The organism is Spirosoma arboris (assembly GCF_009754945.1).
Lineage (GTDB): Bacteria > Bacteroidota > Bacteroidia > Cytophagales > Spirosomataceae > Spirosoma > Spirosoma arboris.
This window is the reverse complement of the sequence record NZ_WPIN01000005.1, coordinates 157,667-173,524: the sequence shown is the minus strand read 5'-3', so window position 1 is coordinate 173,524 and position 15,858 is coordinate 157,667. Positions and strand designations below refer to the sequence as shown.

Annotated in this window: 14 protein-coding genes; 10 read left to right on the top strand and 4 right to left on the bottom strand. The window is 46.7% G+C overall.

Translation table 11 applies throughout. The annotated features are described in order from the left end of the window. Window positions 1-104: 104 nt before the first annotated feature. On the top strand, window positions 105-818 hold the full coding sequence (locus GO755_RS14855) for an outer membrane beta-barrel protein (RefSeq protein ID WP_157585964.1): 714 nt from the start codon (window positions 105-107) through the stop codon (window positions 816-818). Window positions 819-1,125: 307 nt separating this feature from the next. Then, entirely contained in the window at window positions 1,126-3,606 is a 2,481-nt protein-coding gene (locus GO755_RS14850) for an outer membrane beta-barrel protein (RefSeq protein WP_157585963.1), read from the top strand. Window positions 3,607-3,809: 203 nt separating this feature from the next. Here the strand turns inward: GO755_RS14850 and GO755_RS14845 are convergent, their stop codons facing one another. Both GO755_RS14845 and GO755_RS41995 read right to left on the bottom strand, forming a co-directional pair. Next, window positions 3,810-5,027 carry an acyltransferase family protein gene (locus GO755_RS14845; RefSeq protein WP_157585962.1) on the bottom strand — a complete coding sequence of 406 codons (1,218 nt, stop codon included), beginning with the start codon at window positions 5,025-5,027 and terminating at the stop codon, window positions 3,810-3,812. 127 nt (window positions 5,028-5,154) lie between these two features. Then, on the bottom strand, window positions 5,155-5,994 hold the full coding sequence (locus tag GO755_RS41995; protein WP_157585961.1) for a LytR/AlgR family response regulator transcription factor: 840 nt from the start codon (window positions 5,992-5,994) through the stop codon (window positions 5,155-5,157). Window positions 5,995-6,216: 222 nt separating this feature from the next. On the opposite strand from GO755_RS41995, the gene GO755_RS14835 reads away from it, so the two are divergent. From GO755_RS14835 to GO755_RS14815, 5 genes are all read left to right on the top strand, one after another. Beyond that, window positions 6,217-7,128 carry an alpha/beta fold hydrolase gene (locus tag GO755_RS14835; RefSeq protein ID WP_157585960.1) on the top strand — a complete coding sequence of 304 codons (912 nt, stop codon included), beginning with the start codon at window positions 6,217-6,219 and terminating at the stop codon, window positions 7,126-7,128. Between the two features lie 45 nt (window positions 7,129-7,173). Further along, entirely contained in the window at window positions 7,174-7,626 is a 453-nt protein-coding gene (locus GO755_RS14830) for a RidA family protein (RefSeq protein WP_157585959.1), read from the top strand. Window positions 7,627-7,664: 38 nt separating this feature from the next. Then, window positions 7,665-8,711 (top strand): class A beta-lactamase, encoded by a 1,047-nt coding sequence (gene bla / locus GO755_RS14825; RefSeq protein WP_157585958.1) that lies wholly within the window; start codon window positions 7,665-7,667, stop codon window positions 8,709-8,711. 6 nt (window positions 8,712-8,717) lie between these two features. Then, window positions 8,718-9,287, top strand: a complete 570-nt coding sequence (locus GO755_RS14820; protein WP_157585957.1) for a Crp/Fnr family transcriptional regulator — start codon at window positions 8,718-8,720, stop codon at window positions 9,285-9,287. Between the two features lie 75 nt (window positions 9,288-9,362). Beyond that, a complete protein-coding gene (locus GO755_RS14815; RefSeq protein ID WP_157585956.1) occupies window positions 9,363-9,725 on the top strand; it encodes a DoxX family protein in 363 nt (120 codons plus the stop codon). A gap of 68 nt (window positions 9,726-9,793) precedes the next feature. Here the strand turns inward: GO755_RS14815 and GO755_RS14810 are convergent, their stop codons facing one another. Together GO755_RS14810 and GO755_RS14805 are read right to left on the bottom strand one after the other, a co-directional pair. Then, a complete protein-coding gene (locus GO755_RS14810; RefSeq protein WP_157585955.1) occupies window positions 9,794-10,888 on the bottom strand; it encodes a GntR family transcriptional regulator in 1,095 nt (364 codons plus the stop codon). 407 nt (window positions 10,889-11,295) lie between these two features. Next, window positions 11,296-12,414 (bottom strand): glycoside hydrolase family 88/105 protein, encoded by a 1,119-nt coding sequence (locus GO755_RS14805; protein WP_157585954.1) that lies wholly within the window; start codon window positions 12,412-12,414, stop codon window positions 11,296-11,298. A gap of 504 nt (window positions 12,415-12,918) precedes the next feature. Between GO755_RS14805 and GO755_RS14800 the strand changes: the two genes are divergently transcribed. From GO755_RS14800 to GO755_RS14790, 3 genes are all read left to right on the top strand, one after another. Then, window positions 12,919-13,653, top strand: coding sequence for a (Fe-S)-binding protein (locus GO755_RS14800; protein WP_157585953.1), 735 nt, complete (start codon window positions 12,919-12,921; stop codon window positions 13,651-13,653). Between the two features lie 90 nt (window positions 13,654-13,743). Next, window positions 13,744-15,120, top strand: coding sequence for a lactate utilization protein B (locus GO755_RS14795; protein WP_157585952.1), 1,377 nt, complete (start codon window positions 13,744-13,746; stop codon window positions 15,118-15,120). Next, on the top strand, window positions 15,117-15,701 hold the full coding sequence (locus GO755_RS14790; protein ID WP_157585951.1) for a LutC/YkgG family protein: 585 nt from the start codon (window positions 15,117-15,119) through the stop codon (window positions 15,699-15,701). The genes GO755_RS14795 and GO755_RS14790 overlap by 4 nt, the downstream gene beginning before the upstream one ends. Window positions 15,702-15,858: the final 157 nt, after the last annotated feature.

The window sequence follows — 15,858 nt, the reverse complement described above, 5'->3', positions numbered from 1 at the left end:
ATCTTCCTGTCAAATAACACAACAAATACAGCCACGAACACAACCAGTTTCCTAAACCTGAAACCATTAATTTCCTAAACCCTGAACCTTAAAATACAACAGCTATGAACACGTTCAAACACCTCCTCACCACCGCTATGATTGCTGCCTCAATTGCGTCGTTCGCACAATCAACTACCATTACCGTCACAACCGATTCGACCTCGACAACCCGGGTAACAAGAACTAGAAACTACGCTCGGGTTACTTCCGACTTCGGCATCTATGTTGGCTTAAACAACTTCGGTGGATCGCTTCCTGCGAGCTACGAACTTAGCCCAATTGGTTCGCGCTTTGTCGCCCTTTCCTGGCAGAAGCGCATTCCGATCGCTGTAAATGGAGCTACCAAACTCCGGTTGATAACCGGTCCTGAAGTTGCCTGGAACAATTTTATGTTTGAAGACCGGAACACCTTAGTCCTGCAGAATGGTCAAGTTGCTATCGAGCCCGCCAATGTTGATCTCCACCGATCTAAACTGGTGACCACCCAGCTTAATCTGCCACTTATGGTGAACCTGTCGTTCAAATCGGGCTTTAACTGGAGTCTGGGTGCTTATGCTGGCATGCGCTTGGACAGCTACACAAAAGTGAAACCTGAAGGTGGGGCATCTGTTCGGAACCATAATTCCTACAACCTGAACCCGATTCGCTGGGGACTGACAACAGAACTTGGTTTCCGGGGTACGTCTAAGTTGTTCTTCCGCTACGAACCAAACAGTCCTTTCCGTGCAGGCCAGGGTCCCGATACCAGCGTGTGGGCTGTGGGAATTAAACTCTGACCGGGATTTAGCAGATTTATGGATTAACAGGATTTTGTTTTTTAACTGATTCGCTTCGTAGAAGCGCACAACAAAATCCTGTTAATCCATAAATCTGCTAAATCCCGGTTCTGACCATGCAACATTCTGCTTTTGCTTGTGTCTTTAGTTTGAAATTACCTCTCAGAATACCAATCCCCTCGTAAAATCCGCTCATCCTGCCGTTCAGACCGCTTGTGTAAGAACAGGTACTTTGTGATGCCCACTACCTACCTTTGCCATGTACTTGATACAAAGACAAAGCAACCTTCTGAAAACAACACTACTTATGAAGACGTTATTCTCCTTCTCAATACTTATTCTGCTGACGCTGACAACGGCGTTTGGGCAGGTTCTGACGCGGGGAACTGTTAACGGACATGTGGGCACGGTGGCTGGAAAACCACTCGAATTCACAACAATGATGCTCCTAAAGGCAAAAGATTCAACGCTGGTAAAAGGAGCCATCAGCGATATCGACGGGAAATACGCCTTCGAAAATGTTGGTGCAGGACAATATCTGGTAGCTGCTCAACAGATCGGATACCGCAAAACGTATAGTGTACCGTTCGCGATTGATGAAGCACATCCGGCAGTTGAATTGCCCACACTGGCCATGACCGACGAGACGAAAAGCCTGACAGAGGTGAAAGTTGTTGCTCAGAAACCATTCATCGAACAACAGGTTGACCGTACGGTGATGAACGTCGAAAACAGCATTGTAGCGAGTGGCAACACAGCTCTGGAAGTGCTGGAAAAAGCACCCGGCGTAACCATCGACCGCCAGAATGACCAGATTCAGTTAAAAGGCAAAGCGGGTGTCATCGTTTATATCGACGGAAAGCAAACTTACCTTTCGCAACAGGAAGTATCGAATCTGCTTAAAAACACGCCCAGCGACAACATTGCTTCGATCGAGATCATTACCAATCCTGGCTCCAAATACGATGCCGCTGGTAATTCGGGGATCATCAACATCAAGATGAAGAAAAACAAGAATTTTGGCACCAATGGAACCTTCATTCTTGGTACTGGCTACGGCTGGGTGAACAACCTGAGTGGGGCACGTGATGATCTGCCAAAGTTTAACTCCTCACTGAACATTAATCACCGCGAAGGAAAGATCAATTTGTTTGGTAACTATAGCTACGTAAATCGGCAAAGTTCTCAAAGTAATCAGATTACCCGGAATATTCCCTACAACGGGCATACTACCTACTTCGACCAGAATTCGTTTCGGCCTAACCAATTTACTGGCCATTCGTACAAGGCAGGTATGGATTATTTCATCAACGACAAAAGTACGATTGGGGTGTTAGTCAATGGTTTCTCAAATGACTGGCGCTCATCGGGTCTGAACAATACGCTCATCAGCGACGAGAATCACCAACTGACCAGCAAGGCGGTTACGCAGACGAATCAGGGCAACTTTTTGTCAAATATGACGGGTAATGTCAACTATAAATTCGACTATGGTAAAGGTCGCGAATGGACAGTTGATGCCGATTATGTTCATTATAGTGGTAAGAATGGCAATAATCTGGCTACCCAGTATTTTAATTCCGAAAACGCGATTTTCCGCCCTAACCAGGATGTTCGGAGCAATATGCCATCGACTATTAATATCTGGGCATTCAAGACCGATTATGTGCATCCGCTTAAAAATGGAGGTAAAGTAGAAGCAGGTCTGAAAAGCAGCTACGTTAACGCCGATAATAACACCCTATATGATACACTGCAACAGGAAAATCGGCAATGGTTGCCTGATGCCAGTCGCTCGAACCAGTTCCAGTATAATGAAAATATCAACGCTGGTTATCTTAATTACGCTGGTAAATTCGGCAAGTTGAAAGTTCAGGCGGGGTTACGGGCTGAGCATACGCACTCGATCGGTAACTCGATCACACTGAACCAAACCGTTGATCGGAATTACCTGAATCTCTTCCCGACATTGTTCCTGTCGCGGCAACTGGATACCAACAACGTGCTGAACCTGTCGTATAGCCGTCGTATCGACCGCCCTGATTACCAGAATCTGAATCCCTTTGTGTTCTATCTGGACCCGTATACGTATCAGAAAGGAAATCCGTTCCTGCGGCCTCAATACACGAATTCAATTGAGTTGACACACGTATATAAAAATGCATTTACAACAACATTGAACTATAGTCGCACAACGGATTTCATCAATCAGGAAACACCCCGCCAGATTCCTGCTGAGAACATTACCTATGTGACTCCCGAAAACCAGGGTCATATGGACAACCTAAGCCTGAACCTGAGCTTTCCAGTAACGGTCGCTAAATGGTGGCGTATGCAGAATAACATCAATAGCTACTACCAGCACTATCAGACTACGTACTCAGGTACACCCTACGAAGTGAAATTAGTGGCCTACAATTTATACATGTCTAATAACTTCACGATGAGCAAAACGCTGTCGGCAGAACTATCGGGCTGGTACAATTCGGCCTCGCAATATGGGTTCTACCGGGCACAACCAATGGGTGGCTTTAGTGTAGGTGTGCAAAAGAAAGTTATGGATGGCAAGGGTAATCTGAAACTGAATGTAAACGACCCCTTCTGGCTAAATCATTTCAGCGGTCGGGCACTGGTTCAAGACATTGATTTTCGGGTACAATCACGCTGGGAGAGCCGCCAGATCAGACTGACATTCACATACCGCTTTGGTAATCAAAACGTAAAAGGTGCCCGTCAACGCAATTCAGCCACATCGGCCGAACAGAATCGGGTAGGCGGACAGAATTAGAGAGATATAGGATGTATACTATAAGATATATGCCTAGTATACATCCTACATAACAACGGACTTAGTTTAGGTTAAGAAAACGTGAAAGCCGTCCCCGGATTGAGGGGCGGCTTTTTTGTTGACAGGGTTTTCGGTTTGAACCGTGCCACGGTTCAAACCGAAAACCCTGTGTTGATCGAAAATTTGTACTGCCTATTAGTTGCTCAACGAGAATGCCGTTTTCCGTTGAGCAAAACGCCTAACCAGGTATTCCGCACGCCAAACTGGTATGTGACGCCCAATAGAACACTCGTTATGCTCAGAATAAGCAGGAGTTTCAGGGGCCATGCCCAATCGTAGGGAGCCACCAGTACTTGTACTAAAGCCACGATGGATAGGTGGACTAAGTAGCCCCAATACGCCAAATCGGCCAGGTAGCGAATCCGCGGGTTAGACTTGGAGAAGTGAGCCATTATGTAGCCGATAAATGCCCACACTGTTGTCATAGAGGCAAACGCATACAACGTGTTCAAGCCGGCAAGAATCAGTCGGCCATCAGCCGGATTTTTTGGCTCATCAAACAATAAACTTAAGATGATCAGAGCCGCAATTAAGCAAATACTTAGTATCAAATTGATCAGCCTGAATTGACGGAAATAAGCTAAGAGGTGAACTTGTCGATGTAGAAACCATCCCAGCGTAAAGTAAAGTCCATATAGAATAAACGGTGCCCAGCGAGGCACTAAACCTGAGGCCGACGTATCGACTCCGAACCAATCGGTCATACCCAGCATAGGCGCAATCATGATAAATCCCAGTGCTAAACTTCCCCACCAGTGCGTAAGCGCAAACGCCAGACTCTTATCCACCATAGCCCTCAGGCGTTTCGTGGGATCAAGCCAACCATTGACAATAGGACGAACGACGGCTACACCTGCACAAAACAGTACGAGAAAATAAAGGAACCAAAGGTGCATGAGCGGGAAACCATTGTCCCAGTTGAAATAAGCAGGTAGTTTCGTGATGGACTCTTGCCACGGCAGATGTTTAACCCGTTGAATGCCCCATACCCAGATGTGCCAATTGATTGCGTATAGAATTGGCCAGAACAACAGGAAAGGCAGCAAGAGTCGTTTCGTTCGATTGATGATAAATTCGCGCGGTCCACGCCGGTGATAAAGTAGGTGCGCAAAGAACCCCGACATCAGGAAAAATGCCTGCATCCGAAAAACATGAGAGACGTAAAACACAATGTCCAGCACAATACTGCTTTGTGAATCCTGCGTTGCCCAATCCCCATTGGCATAGGAAACAAAGGATTCAATACCGTGATGAACGATACCAATGAGCAAGGCGATGGTTCGGGCGGCATCTAAAGCGTGAAATCGAGGGGATTCAATGGGCGAAATTGAAACTGGTTGGCGTTGGTTGACAGTAAGCATCGTGAACTAAATTTTGAACGAAGCTAGGCCTGCCTACCAGCGAAAACCAAGTCAAAATCGATGCTTTCCGGCGAACTGTAGCAGATTTCTCCCTGAAGTGTAGTTGTAATAACTCCGCCAATGACTATCACACCAATTGAAACCAAGCCTTGAATGCGGGTGCTTTTGTACGGCTCACCTGCAAGGTGTCCGGGAAGTGATCGGTGTTGTAGAGGATTAGGCTGAGCTTGCCGTTTTCGATTCGTTTAAACCCTTCAATGGCTTGCCGATTCAGGATATACTGACGATTCAGGCGGAAGAACGATTCGGACGGAATACTCTGCTCAACCTTATCTAAGGACTGATCCAGCAGATATTTTTTGGACTGCTCAGTTACCAAAACCGTGTAATCACCATCGACATAAACCCCCTTAATTTCCGAAAAAGGAACCGACAATTCCTGCCGACCTGATCGTACCCGAATTCCTTCCTGGCGAATGGTTTTATCATGGGTACGTAGTTGCTCCGTTCGCTGCCATTCACTGTAATAATGAAAGCTAATGTAAAACCCATTGATGCCGATGAACCAGATGACAAAAATGAAGATGTCGTACTGATAAAAACTCATCGGCACGGGTTTGTCCTTCAGTAAGGCATTGAGAATTTCGGTTGAGGCAATAATAATGAACAAACCTATGCTTATAGTCAGGAGGCCCTGGATAGCAATGCGCTTCAGAGGGCGGGCCGTGTACGGTAGCCGTTGGTCTAACCAGAGAATACTACTACGGATGCTCCACCAGACTCCGTAGCCCGTCAACGTGTCGATTGTGTAGGTCGAAATGAGAAACCACCCGAACCGAATGTTCGTATACGTGAGGTAATAATTGTACGCATTAATCAGGGGAATTAACACCAGAAACAGGACTATTTCTGACTGTAGTGCCTGCCTGGTTGACGTAATGGCTGATTGGTTTTCAAGTCTGTTCACCGGTTGTTAGTTGATCAAAGATATAGAAAGCAGGCTGGCCGTTGCGTGAGGATATGGGGAAATCCGTTTTCGCAATTGCCTGAACATTACTTATGTAGGTCTTCTGTAGCACTTTTCGTAACAAAAAGTGAAAGAAACGGAGAAACCCGTACAGATTCGACTAAAGTGTTTATTTTTATGAACCTCCTCCGACTTGTACCCTAATTTCCTAAAAAACTATTCATGAAGAAACGTTTCCTCTGGTTAATTCCTCTTGTCCTCACTATAGTTTCCTATCTGTATCCAACGCCTAAAAAAGATGCCATCGACTTATATGATGGTGCCGATAAAGCGCCAATTAATGACTTAGCCAACTTCCGGAAACTTCCAACATCGACGATTAATACGCAGGGCTACGACTGGACATATATGGTACTCGGTAAGGGACCGAAAACCATCCTTTTCCTACATGGTATGACGGGCGGCTATGATTTCTGGTGGCAGCAGATGAATGCGTTTAGTCCTGAGTATCGAGTCGTTAGCGTTACCTATCCGCCCGTTGATAATCTGTCTGATTTGGGAAAAGGCATTATCGCGATTCTCGACAAAGAAAAAATTGAAACCACAACTGTCGTAGGTAGTTCGCTGGGTGGTTACCTGACCCAGTATTTATTGGCAACCTATGCGCAGCGAATTGAAAAGGCTGTTCTGGGTAATACATTTCCGAAGAATGATGCCTATGAAGAAAAAAATAAAACCAAGGTAATGCTGGCTTCGTGGTTACCGGAATGGGCAGTTATGAATGCACTACGCCAAAACTTGTTTGATCAGGTATTGCCTGCTTCCGAGAACAATCCACTAGTCAAAGCGCAACTGCTCGAAAACACGTACGGGCGTATGTCGAAATCACAGTTTCTTGCCCGCTATCATTGCGTAGTTGATAAATTCAATCCTATCGACGGGAAACAGACGGCGACTCCATTGCTGATTTTTGAATCAGATAATGACCCGCTCGTACCGCCCGAACTGCGTACGCAACTGAAACACTATTACACGACAGCACAGGTGCATACCTTCCGCCAGAAAGGGCATTTTCCGTACCTGAACGCCAGCGACGAATACAATACAGCACTGCGTGAATTCTTGTCAAAATAAGTATGATTTTTTAGTAATCTTTAATTTTATAACCTCCTGATAATCATGAAGTATCTTGTCCTCTCTCTCCTTGTTTTCAGCATCAGTTTTTCCGTATCGGGGCAACAAAAACAAATTGTTAAGCCGCGTAAAGCGCCCGCGATGCCCTATCCATTTAGTATGGGTGTTATCAGTAATGGCCTGTTGTTCGTCTCTGGGCAAGTAGGTACCGATCCGCAAACCACCAAAGTAGTTGCGGGCGGGGTTGAAGCCGAAACCGAACAAACGATCCAGAACATTAAGGGTATTTTGGAAGATGCCGGTGCGTCGCTTGATGATGTTGTGAGTGTGACGGTGTACCTAAGCAACATGGATGACTTTGCGAAGATGAACACCGTTTACAAAAAGTTCTTCAAAGAAGGTGCTTACCCTGCCCGAACAACAGTGGGCGTGGCCAAACTGGTCTTTGGGGCTAGTGTCGAAATGACCATGACCGCTGCCATGCCACAAAAGAAATGAGTGGTTGTTAAGAGGCTGAAAACTAAACGACTTCATTGATGAAACTAGCTACCAATCTACTCACATTTTCTGTTCTTTTTTGTACTCATCTGGGGATTGCTCAGAAACCTAAATTGAGCAAGGCAACTGCCCCGGCACCTGCTCCAGCATTCACGGTGCCGGTTCGATTAGAGCAGGAGCTATTTCGTTTGTCGAATCTATCGGCTGGTAAAGTGGGCATTTGTGCGGTGCATCTTGAAAGTGGAAAAACCATCACCCAAAATGGGAAAGACCATTTTCCGATGGCCAGTTCGTATAAAGTGGCTATTGCGACCCAACTGCTGTCACGCGTAGATAGTGGTAGTATAACGCTCGCTCAACTGGTGCCAATTCTCAAAACAGATTTTCATCCGGGGAGCGGTATGCTATCGGAGCGGTTCAACTGGCCCAATTCCCTAAATTCTGATCTTTCGCTCTCGGTCAGAAGTTTGCTTGAACTGATGCTGCTGATTAGCGACAATAGTGCCACGGATCTTTGCCTGCGTCTGGCGGGTGGACCTGCCGCTGTGAATGCCTGCATGAAACGCCTGGGTGTCGAAGGGTTACAAGTGAATCGCCCAACAGCCTGGCTCATTGCTGACTGCGTGGGTATACCGATGGATATCAATCAGGCATGGTCGCCCGCCCGCTACGACTCGCTGGCAAAATTTAGTACGCCCGCAACGCGGGAGGCCAGTTATGTTGCCTTTGAGAATGACATTCGGGATACCTCGACGCCCGAAGCGATGACTTTGCTCCTGACGAAGCTCTACACTCAGCCAGTGCTCAAACCGGATAGCAAAACCCTACTGCTCGACATTATGAAACGTTGCGAAACAGGCCTTGCGCGCTTAAAAGGTGCCCTGCCACCCGATACCGAAGTACTTCATAAAACCGGAACTATTGGTCTAACGGCCAGTGATGTAGGCATAATCACGCTACCGGGCGATGCGGGCCACGTCGCCATTTCGGTCTTTGTAAAATCATCTAAAAAAGAAGGTCCCGTTCGTGAACGAACCATTGCCGAAGTTACCCGAACGATTTACGACTACTTTCTTTTTCAGTGAGCGGTTATGGTACGGAATCCATTTATTGAGACCGTTCGTCAGTTTACGCCCTTATCGCCCACAAGCGAATCAGCCCTATTTTCCGAACTCCATCGACTGGAGTTCGGAAAGGGGCATGTGCTAGTGCCTCCCGACACGATTTGCCGCTCGATCTACTTTATTGAAACCGGCCTGACCCGGACTTTTTACTACAAGGATGGCAAAGACATTACCGATTGGCTGAGTGCCGAAGGTCAGTTTGCGGTTTCTATAAGCAGCTTCATTACCCAACAACCCGACCGGCGTAGCGTTGAATTGCTGGAACCCTCGGTACTATGGTCTATTTCGCACTCAGCTTTAGAGAAGCTTTACCAGCAGCACCATGAACTAGAACGAATGGGGCGGCTCCTCGCTAATTACGGTCTTCTGCTTGTGCAACAGCGCTTCGATGAACTCCATTTTGCCACGGCTTTAGAACGATATCGAACGCTGATGACACAGAATCCTACCTTCGTGCAGCGGGTACCATTGAGCATGGTGGCTTCTTATCTGGGCATGACGCCCGAGACCCTAAGCCGAATGCGCGCTCAAATTTAGTTTTTGATAATTGTCAAAGGATTGTGTCTGAGCGACGTTCAATTTTGCTGCCAGAACACATAAACAAACACAATCATGAATAGCGCACTCTGGTTTACGCAAGCCTTTTTGGCTGTTGCATTTATGTATTCAGGATGGATGAAATCGACCCGATCTGCTCATCAACTGGTTGCTATGGGGCAGACGGGAGTTGAGCACTTGTCCACGCCACTAATTCGCTTTATTGGAATTTCTGAATTGATCGGTGTTGTAGGTTTACTAGTACCGTGGTATACGCAGCTACTACCAATTCTGACGCCCATTGCCGCACTTTGCTTAGGCCTGATTATGATACCGGCCAGCGTAATTCATTATCGTCGTGATGAGAAGCAGAACGTTTTGCTAAACGTAATCCTGTTCCTGCTCTGTGGTTTCGTCGTTTATGGACGGTGGGTATAAAAATAGAGGGGGCAGTTTTAAGAAACTGCCCCCTCTATTTTTATAAACTGGCTACGAATAATGACCAATTACAACGATTCGCGCCGAATCATGTAGAATGGGTTCTTGATTTTAATGTGTTTATTATCAAGTAATAATGAAGCGGCAGTATAGCCCATTGCTTCAAAATCGGTGGTGATTACCGTAATATTCAGTAGTTCTTTAAGCGTCGTTTCGTTGAACGAGATAATCCCGATTTCATGGCCTAGTTCATAATTCGATTGGCGCACTTTTTTGACTACTTCCGATAAATCGGTTTCTTCGATAACCACATAGGCCGTACCCTCCTGCAAGCTTTCATTCATGGCATTCTCTTTAATCGAGAATTCCTTATTGTAGTTGACACAGAAAGCCCGAAAACCATGCGCTATTTCAACGGGATGGTTACCGTCACCGGGCAGAATAAGGACCATCCGACGGTATTTAGTCAGCAAATCCTGTGCATTTTCCAACGCTTCGCAAATGTCCTTATCGAAGTCCTGATAAACGCTTAGTGGTGAACCTGACAATTCTGAGACGTCTCTATCGAGTAGCACCAGTTCATTGGTCGGGATGGACTCAAGCACTTGCATATAATTGGCTTTATCCAGATCCTGAGTGAAATGTGGCATCACAACATAATAGTTGTATTTGCCCAGATTCTTCTCGATTATTTCCCGAAAATGATAGGCACTGTAATGATGAATCTGAAGGTCGACGGTTGCCTTATCGCCGAGTGCTTTCAGGAAGGAGTAATAAATGATTTTCTTGTAAGAGCTAAGCTTATTAAAAATAAGAAGAATCTTCAGTTTAGGAGCGGCTCCTGTCTGTACATAGTAGCCCTTGCCCTGCACCGACGTTATGTAGCCCTGTTCCCGAAGTTCCCGGTAAGCCTTTTCAACGGTGTCGCGCGCCAGGTAATATTCAACGCTTAACTCGCTGATGGAAGGAAGTTGCTCATTGTTTTTTAGTACCCCCCGTTCAATATCCGTAATTACTGACTGGACAATCTGCTTATACTTAGGCGTCTTGTCTTTCGGGTTAAACTGAAGTTTATAAAGCGGAACTGACGGACTGCAATCCACATCGACAAATCCGTATGTTTGTCGGCGACCCTGAACCAGAGATGAAAGTTTCGCTATCATAGTATTTGGTATTTTCTGGATTATTTGGAGATATGGCTCTTAGTGACGATTCTTATTTATGGCTAATGACTTCTATAAGCTTCTGAAAAATACTAGATATAAAGAAGAAAATATCCGATTATTTTTATGCAAGCGTTGCCGGTAACGTTACCGAAACGCCAGCCTATCTGGTTTAATTGTAGAAAAGAGTGTTGTGAACATCAAAAAGCCTAGATTAATAAGTATCTAAACTGATAAAGCCGGGTTTAGGATTTTGTATTTATCCAAGTGAAATGGCACCAAATGAATAGCCAGAGCTGGATCAATTGATGCCATAAAATTAATGATTTTAATGTGCGTTCGGAAGTAGTTGATCAGCGCTATAAATCACCGTTCTCGGATATGCCATCAGAGATATATCATACTCATTACCGCTTCACTAATTCCTTGATTTTAATTACCTCGGAACCGGCCAGCAGATAAGCGCCGGAACCGTATACTTCCCAGCTATCTGCGTTGAAGTTACGGCGAGGATCACCGCCAATGGGTTGGACCCAACCCACGCGCCCTTCTGGCGAAACCAGCGTATTCAGACCAGCCCAGGCCTTTTGAACAACAGGTAAATAGGTTTTCTTATCCAGAATTCCCTGATTGATTCCCCAGGCCAGCGCATAACAGTCGAAACCAGAGCCACTCCCTTCGCCACCGGGATATGCATCGGGGTCGAGCAGGCTGGATCGCCATAAGCCATCGGCTTGCTGTAAGCCAATAAGCCGTTCGCTCATCTGCTTGTATATAGTTACATACCAGTTTCGAGTAGGGTAGTTTTTAGGGAGTTCCTGTAACAGGAGAGCCAGTCCACCTATAACCCAGCCATTACCCCGAGACCAGAAGATTTTTTTACCATTGCTTTCCAGCTTGCCTTCGCCCGCTGCATTGACGAGGTAATTGGCATCCCGCGCAAACAGGTGTTCTTCCTGATTGTACAGGAGTTTATACGTTTGTTTATAGAGCGAATCATTCAGTGCAAAAGCGGAAGGGTCTTTTAGTTCGTTACCCAACTGCCCCAGCACAGGGGGAGCCATAAACAGTGCATCGCACCACCACCAGGTAATGCCGTGATTTTTAACCTCTTTGCCCGGAATACGACCCAGCTTCTGCACCGTATCAATCGTAGGCTGAATCATCCGGCGATCTTTTTTGAGTCGATACAAATTGATGTAGGTCTGACAGATGGCAATATCATCAGCATGATCATAGCGGGAGCCGGGTTGCCAACCCGTGCGTTCACCCATCGCCATCAGTGAATCCAGTACTACAGGCGATTTCGTGGTTTCGTAAGCCGCAAATACACCCGCATAGAAGGCCCCGTTGGTCCAGTCGGTGGTTTTGTGCTTCGGGTGTTTCAGTTGCCAGTCTACCACCTTAAGCATAGTATTTTTGATATAGTCAGGCGCAAAGACGTTTGGATCGGCCGAAATAAAGGCGAATAACCCGCTAATTAAGAGGCTACTGAGCAGTAGTTTCGCCTTGAGTAGATGAGTCATTTTGTAGGTGGTTTTCTTGAAAGTATTCAGTTCTGAGGCAGGACATTGCTTACGCACACAAGCGGATAGAGGCTAAAATCTACCGGTTTGAGTGAGCTTCACCTCACGGCAGAATGAGCGATTGTAACCCTTTCAGAGTTACGTAGCTTGGAGTAGAACTGAATTAACCAGTAAATCCGTTACGGATGGGGCTTACATGAACGGAGGATAACATAGGTAAAATGAATCATGAACCGACAGTTATCTGTTGAATCTATGCCTTATCTGGAACCTGGAACAGATAAAAAATAATGACTTTAGCTGTTTTTAATTACTTTATAGGAGAGTACAGGAAAGGTTAGGTTCTGGAAAGGACCTATTTTTGTAAGGAGTCTCGTTCTGAGCAGGTGCGAGATAACCAGACATCCGTAATCTCTGATCTGGATTTTTCGAAAAGGCTTTTATTGGATTAATAGAGGCTGATACAAACGAACTCAGCAAGGCATGTAGTTAGCCTGAATGTATATGAAAGTTGGCTTATTTATTCCCTGTTACATCGACCAGTTTTACCCGAAAGTGGCCATTGCCACGCTGAAATTGCTGGAGAAAGTAGGTTGCGACGTAGCGTATCCGTTACAACAAACCTGTTGCGGTCAGCCAATGGCGAACTCAGGTTACGAACACCTGACTGGTGGTTGTAATGATAATTTCGTGAGCAACTTTGCCGGATACGATTACATTGTCTCTCCATCGGGAAGTTGCACCTTGCACATCAAACATCATCTGCATGGAACCAATGAAACAGCGGCTACAGAGATTCGCTCGCGCATCTACGAACTCACCGAATTCCTGACAGACGTGCTCAAAATATCGACTCTGGAAGCAACATTTCCGTATCGGGTTGGGTTGCACCAGAGTTGCCACGGACAGCGTGGCTTGCATTTGGCGCAAATGTCAGAACTGGTTGCCCCTCCCTATTCTAAACCAGTCCAGTTGCTTAATCTGGTAAAAGATCTGGAATTGATTCAGCTCGACCGGCGTGACGAATGCTGCGGTTTCGGTGGTACGTTTTGCGTGACCGAAGAAGCTGTATCAGCCAAGATGGGTAAAGATCGCGTGGCTGACCACCTCCGTCATGGAGTTCACTACATTACAGGGGTAGACGTGTCGTGCCTGATGCATATGGAAGGTATACTGAAGCGGGCCAACTCGAACGTACAGGTTAAACACATTGCCGAAATCCTGACGGCTACGGTATAAATAAGTTAATGGTTTCATGTTCCAAGTTTCAGGTTAGTCAGTAGCAACCAGTCTGAAACGTGGAACATGAAACTTGAAACCTGAACCAACATGAACCAGCTAAATCTAGATCACGCTCATGCCGCCATTGAGTTCAATAAAAACGAACCCAGGGTCGATTGGCACGACGAAACGCTTTGGTTTGTCCGCACAAAACGCGACCGTGCGGTAGCCCAGCTACCCGAGTGGGAGCAGTTGCGTGAGGCAGCTTCGCAGATAAAAAATCATGTGCTATCCAACATGCACGATTTACTGGCGCAGTTTGAAGAAAACGCCAAACGCAACGGCATTACAGTTCACTGGGCCACTGATGGAGCTGAACATAATGCCATCATTCATGACCTGATTCAAAAGGCTGGAGCCACTCGAATGGTCAAATCGAAGTCGATGCTGACCGAAGAGTGCCACCTCAATGATTATCTGACACGGCATGGTATTGAGGTGATTGATAGTGACTTAGGCGAGCGCATCGTGCAAATGCGAAAGGAACCTCCTTCGCATATTGTCTTGCCTGCCATTCACTTGACCAAGGCCGATGTTGGCGAAACTTTTCATGAACACCTCGGTACCGAAAAAGGCGCTACCGATCCTCAATATTTGACCGAAGCGGCTCGTCAGCACCTTCGCGAGACGTTCCTGACCCGAAAAGTAGCTCTAACGGGTGTCAACTTCGCTATTGCCGAAACCGGCGGATTTGTCGTTTGTACCAACGAAGGCAACGCTGATATGGGCGCTCATCTGGCCGATGTGCATATTGCGGCTATGGGTTTTGAAAAAATTATTCCCCGTGCTGAGCATCTGGGTGTTTTCCTGCGATTACTGGCTCGGTCGGCAACAGGGCAGCCTATCACAACGTTTTCGAGCCATTTTCATCGCCCGCGACCTGGCCAGGAAATGCACATTGTTATTGTCGATAACGGACGCAGTCGCCAACTGGGCCGACCTGATTTTCGAAATTCACTCAAGTGCATCCGGTGTGCGGCTTGCATGAACACGTGTCCAGTTTACCGGCGATCGGGTGGGCATAGCTACCACAGTGCTGTGGCTGGGCCAATTGGCTCTATTCTGGCACCCAACCTGGATATGAAACTGAACGCCGATCTGCCCTTTGCATCAACGCTTTGTGGGTCATGTTCGAACGTGTGTCCGGTGAAGATTGACATCCATGACCAGCTTTACAAATGGCGCCAGGTGCTTATGCAGGAAGGCTACGGGCCAACGTCAAAAACCGTGTCGATGAAGGCAATGGCCACGGTGCTGGAATCGCCCCGACTGTATCGGATGGCTGGTAAAGTAGGGCGGGGTGTGTTACGATTTGCGCCCGTTACGGTCGAAAATCGCTTCAATCCGTGGTATAATCAGCGTGAAATGCCCGAGCCACCTGCCGAGAGTTTCCGCGACTGGTACATTAACAACAAAAAAGCATGACCACCCGCGAAAAAATTCTGGCTAGTATTCAGGCCAATCAGCCTTCGTTAATGCCACTTCCGGAGCAGTTTACATTTACATCCCTGTTCCCGGATCTGACGAAGCAATTCAGTGATTCGCTGGCGTTTGTTGGTGGTATGGCTGTTGTTGTTCCCGACTATAAAGCCATTGAAGCTCATTTGAAAGAGCATTATCCTGCGCTCACAAACGTGGCAACGACCTGTCCTGAATTGGCACATATGGCCGATGTTATACTGGACGTTGCCGATCCGCACGAGTTATCTGGGCTGAATCTGACCATTATTGAAGGTCCGCTAGCCGTTGCGGAAAATGCCGCTATCTGGGTCGATGAACGTCAACTGCCGCATCGTGTAGTGCCAATGATTACGCAGTATTTAGTCATTATAATTCGGCAGTCAACCATTGTGGCCAACATGCATGATGCCTATAAGAAAATACAGGTTGATACAACTGGATTCGGTACGTTTATCAGCGGCCCTTCCAAAACGGCTGACATTGAGCAGAGCTTAGTGATTGGCGCCCACGGTGCCCGTTCGCTGATCGTTTATATTTTGCCCTGATGATGGCGCAAGGCTCTGGCCTTGTGTCAATTATTCTCCGGCCTCCGGCCGATTTAGATAATAGACTTTAATACCGGCCAGAGGTCGAAAAATAGTCGGCACAAGGCCAGAGCCTTGCGCCATCGGTTCTAAGAAAAATTACATCGACGCTGGTAGA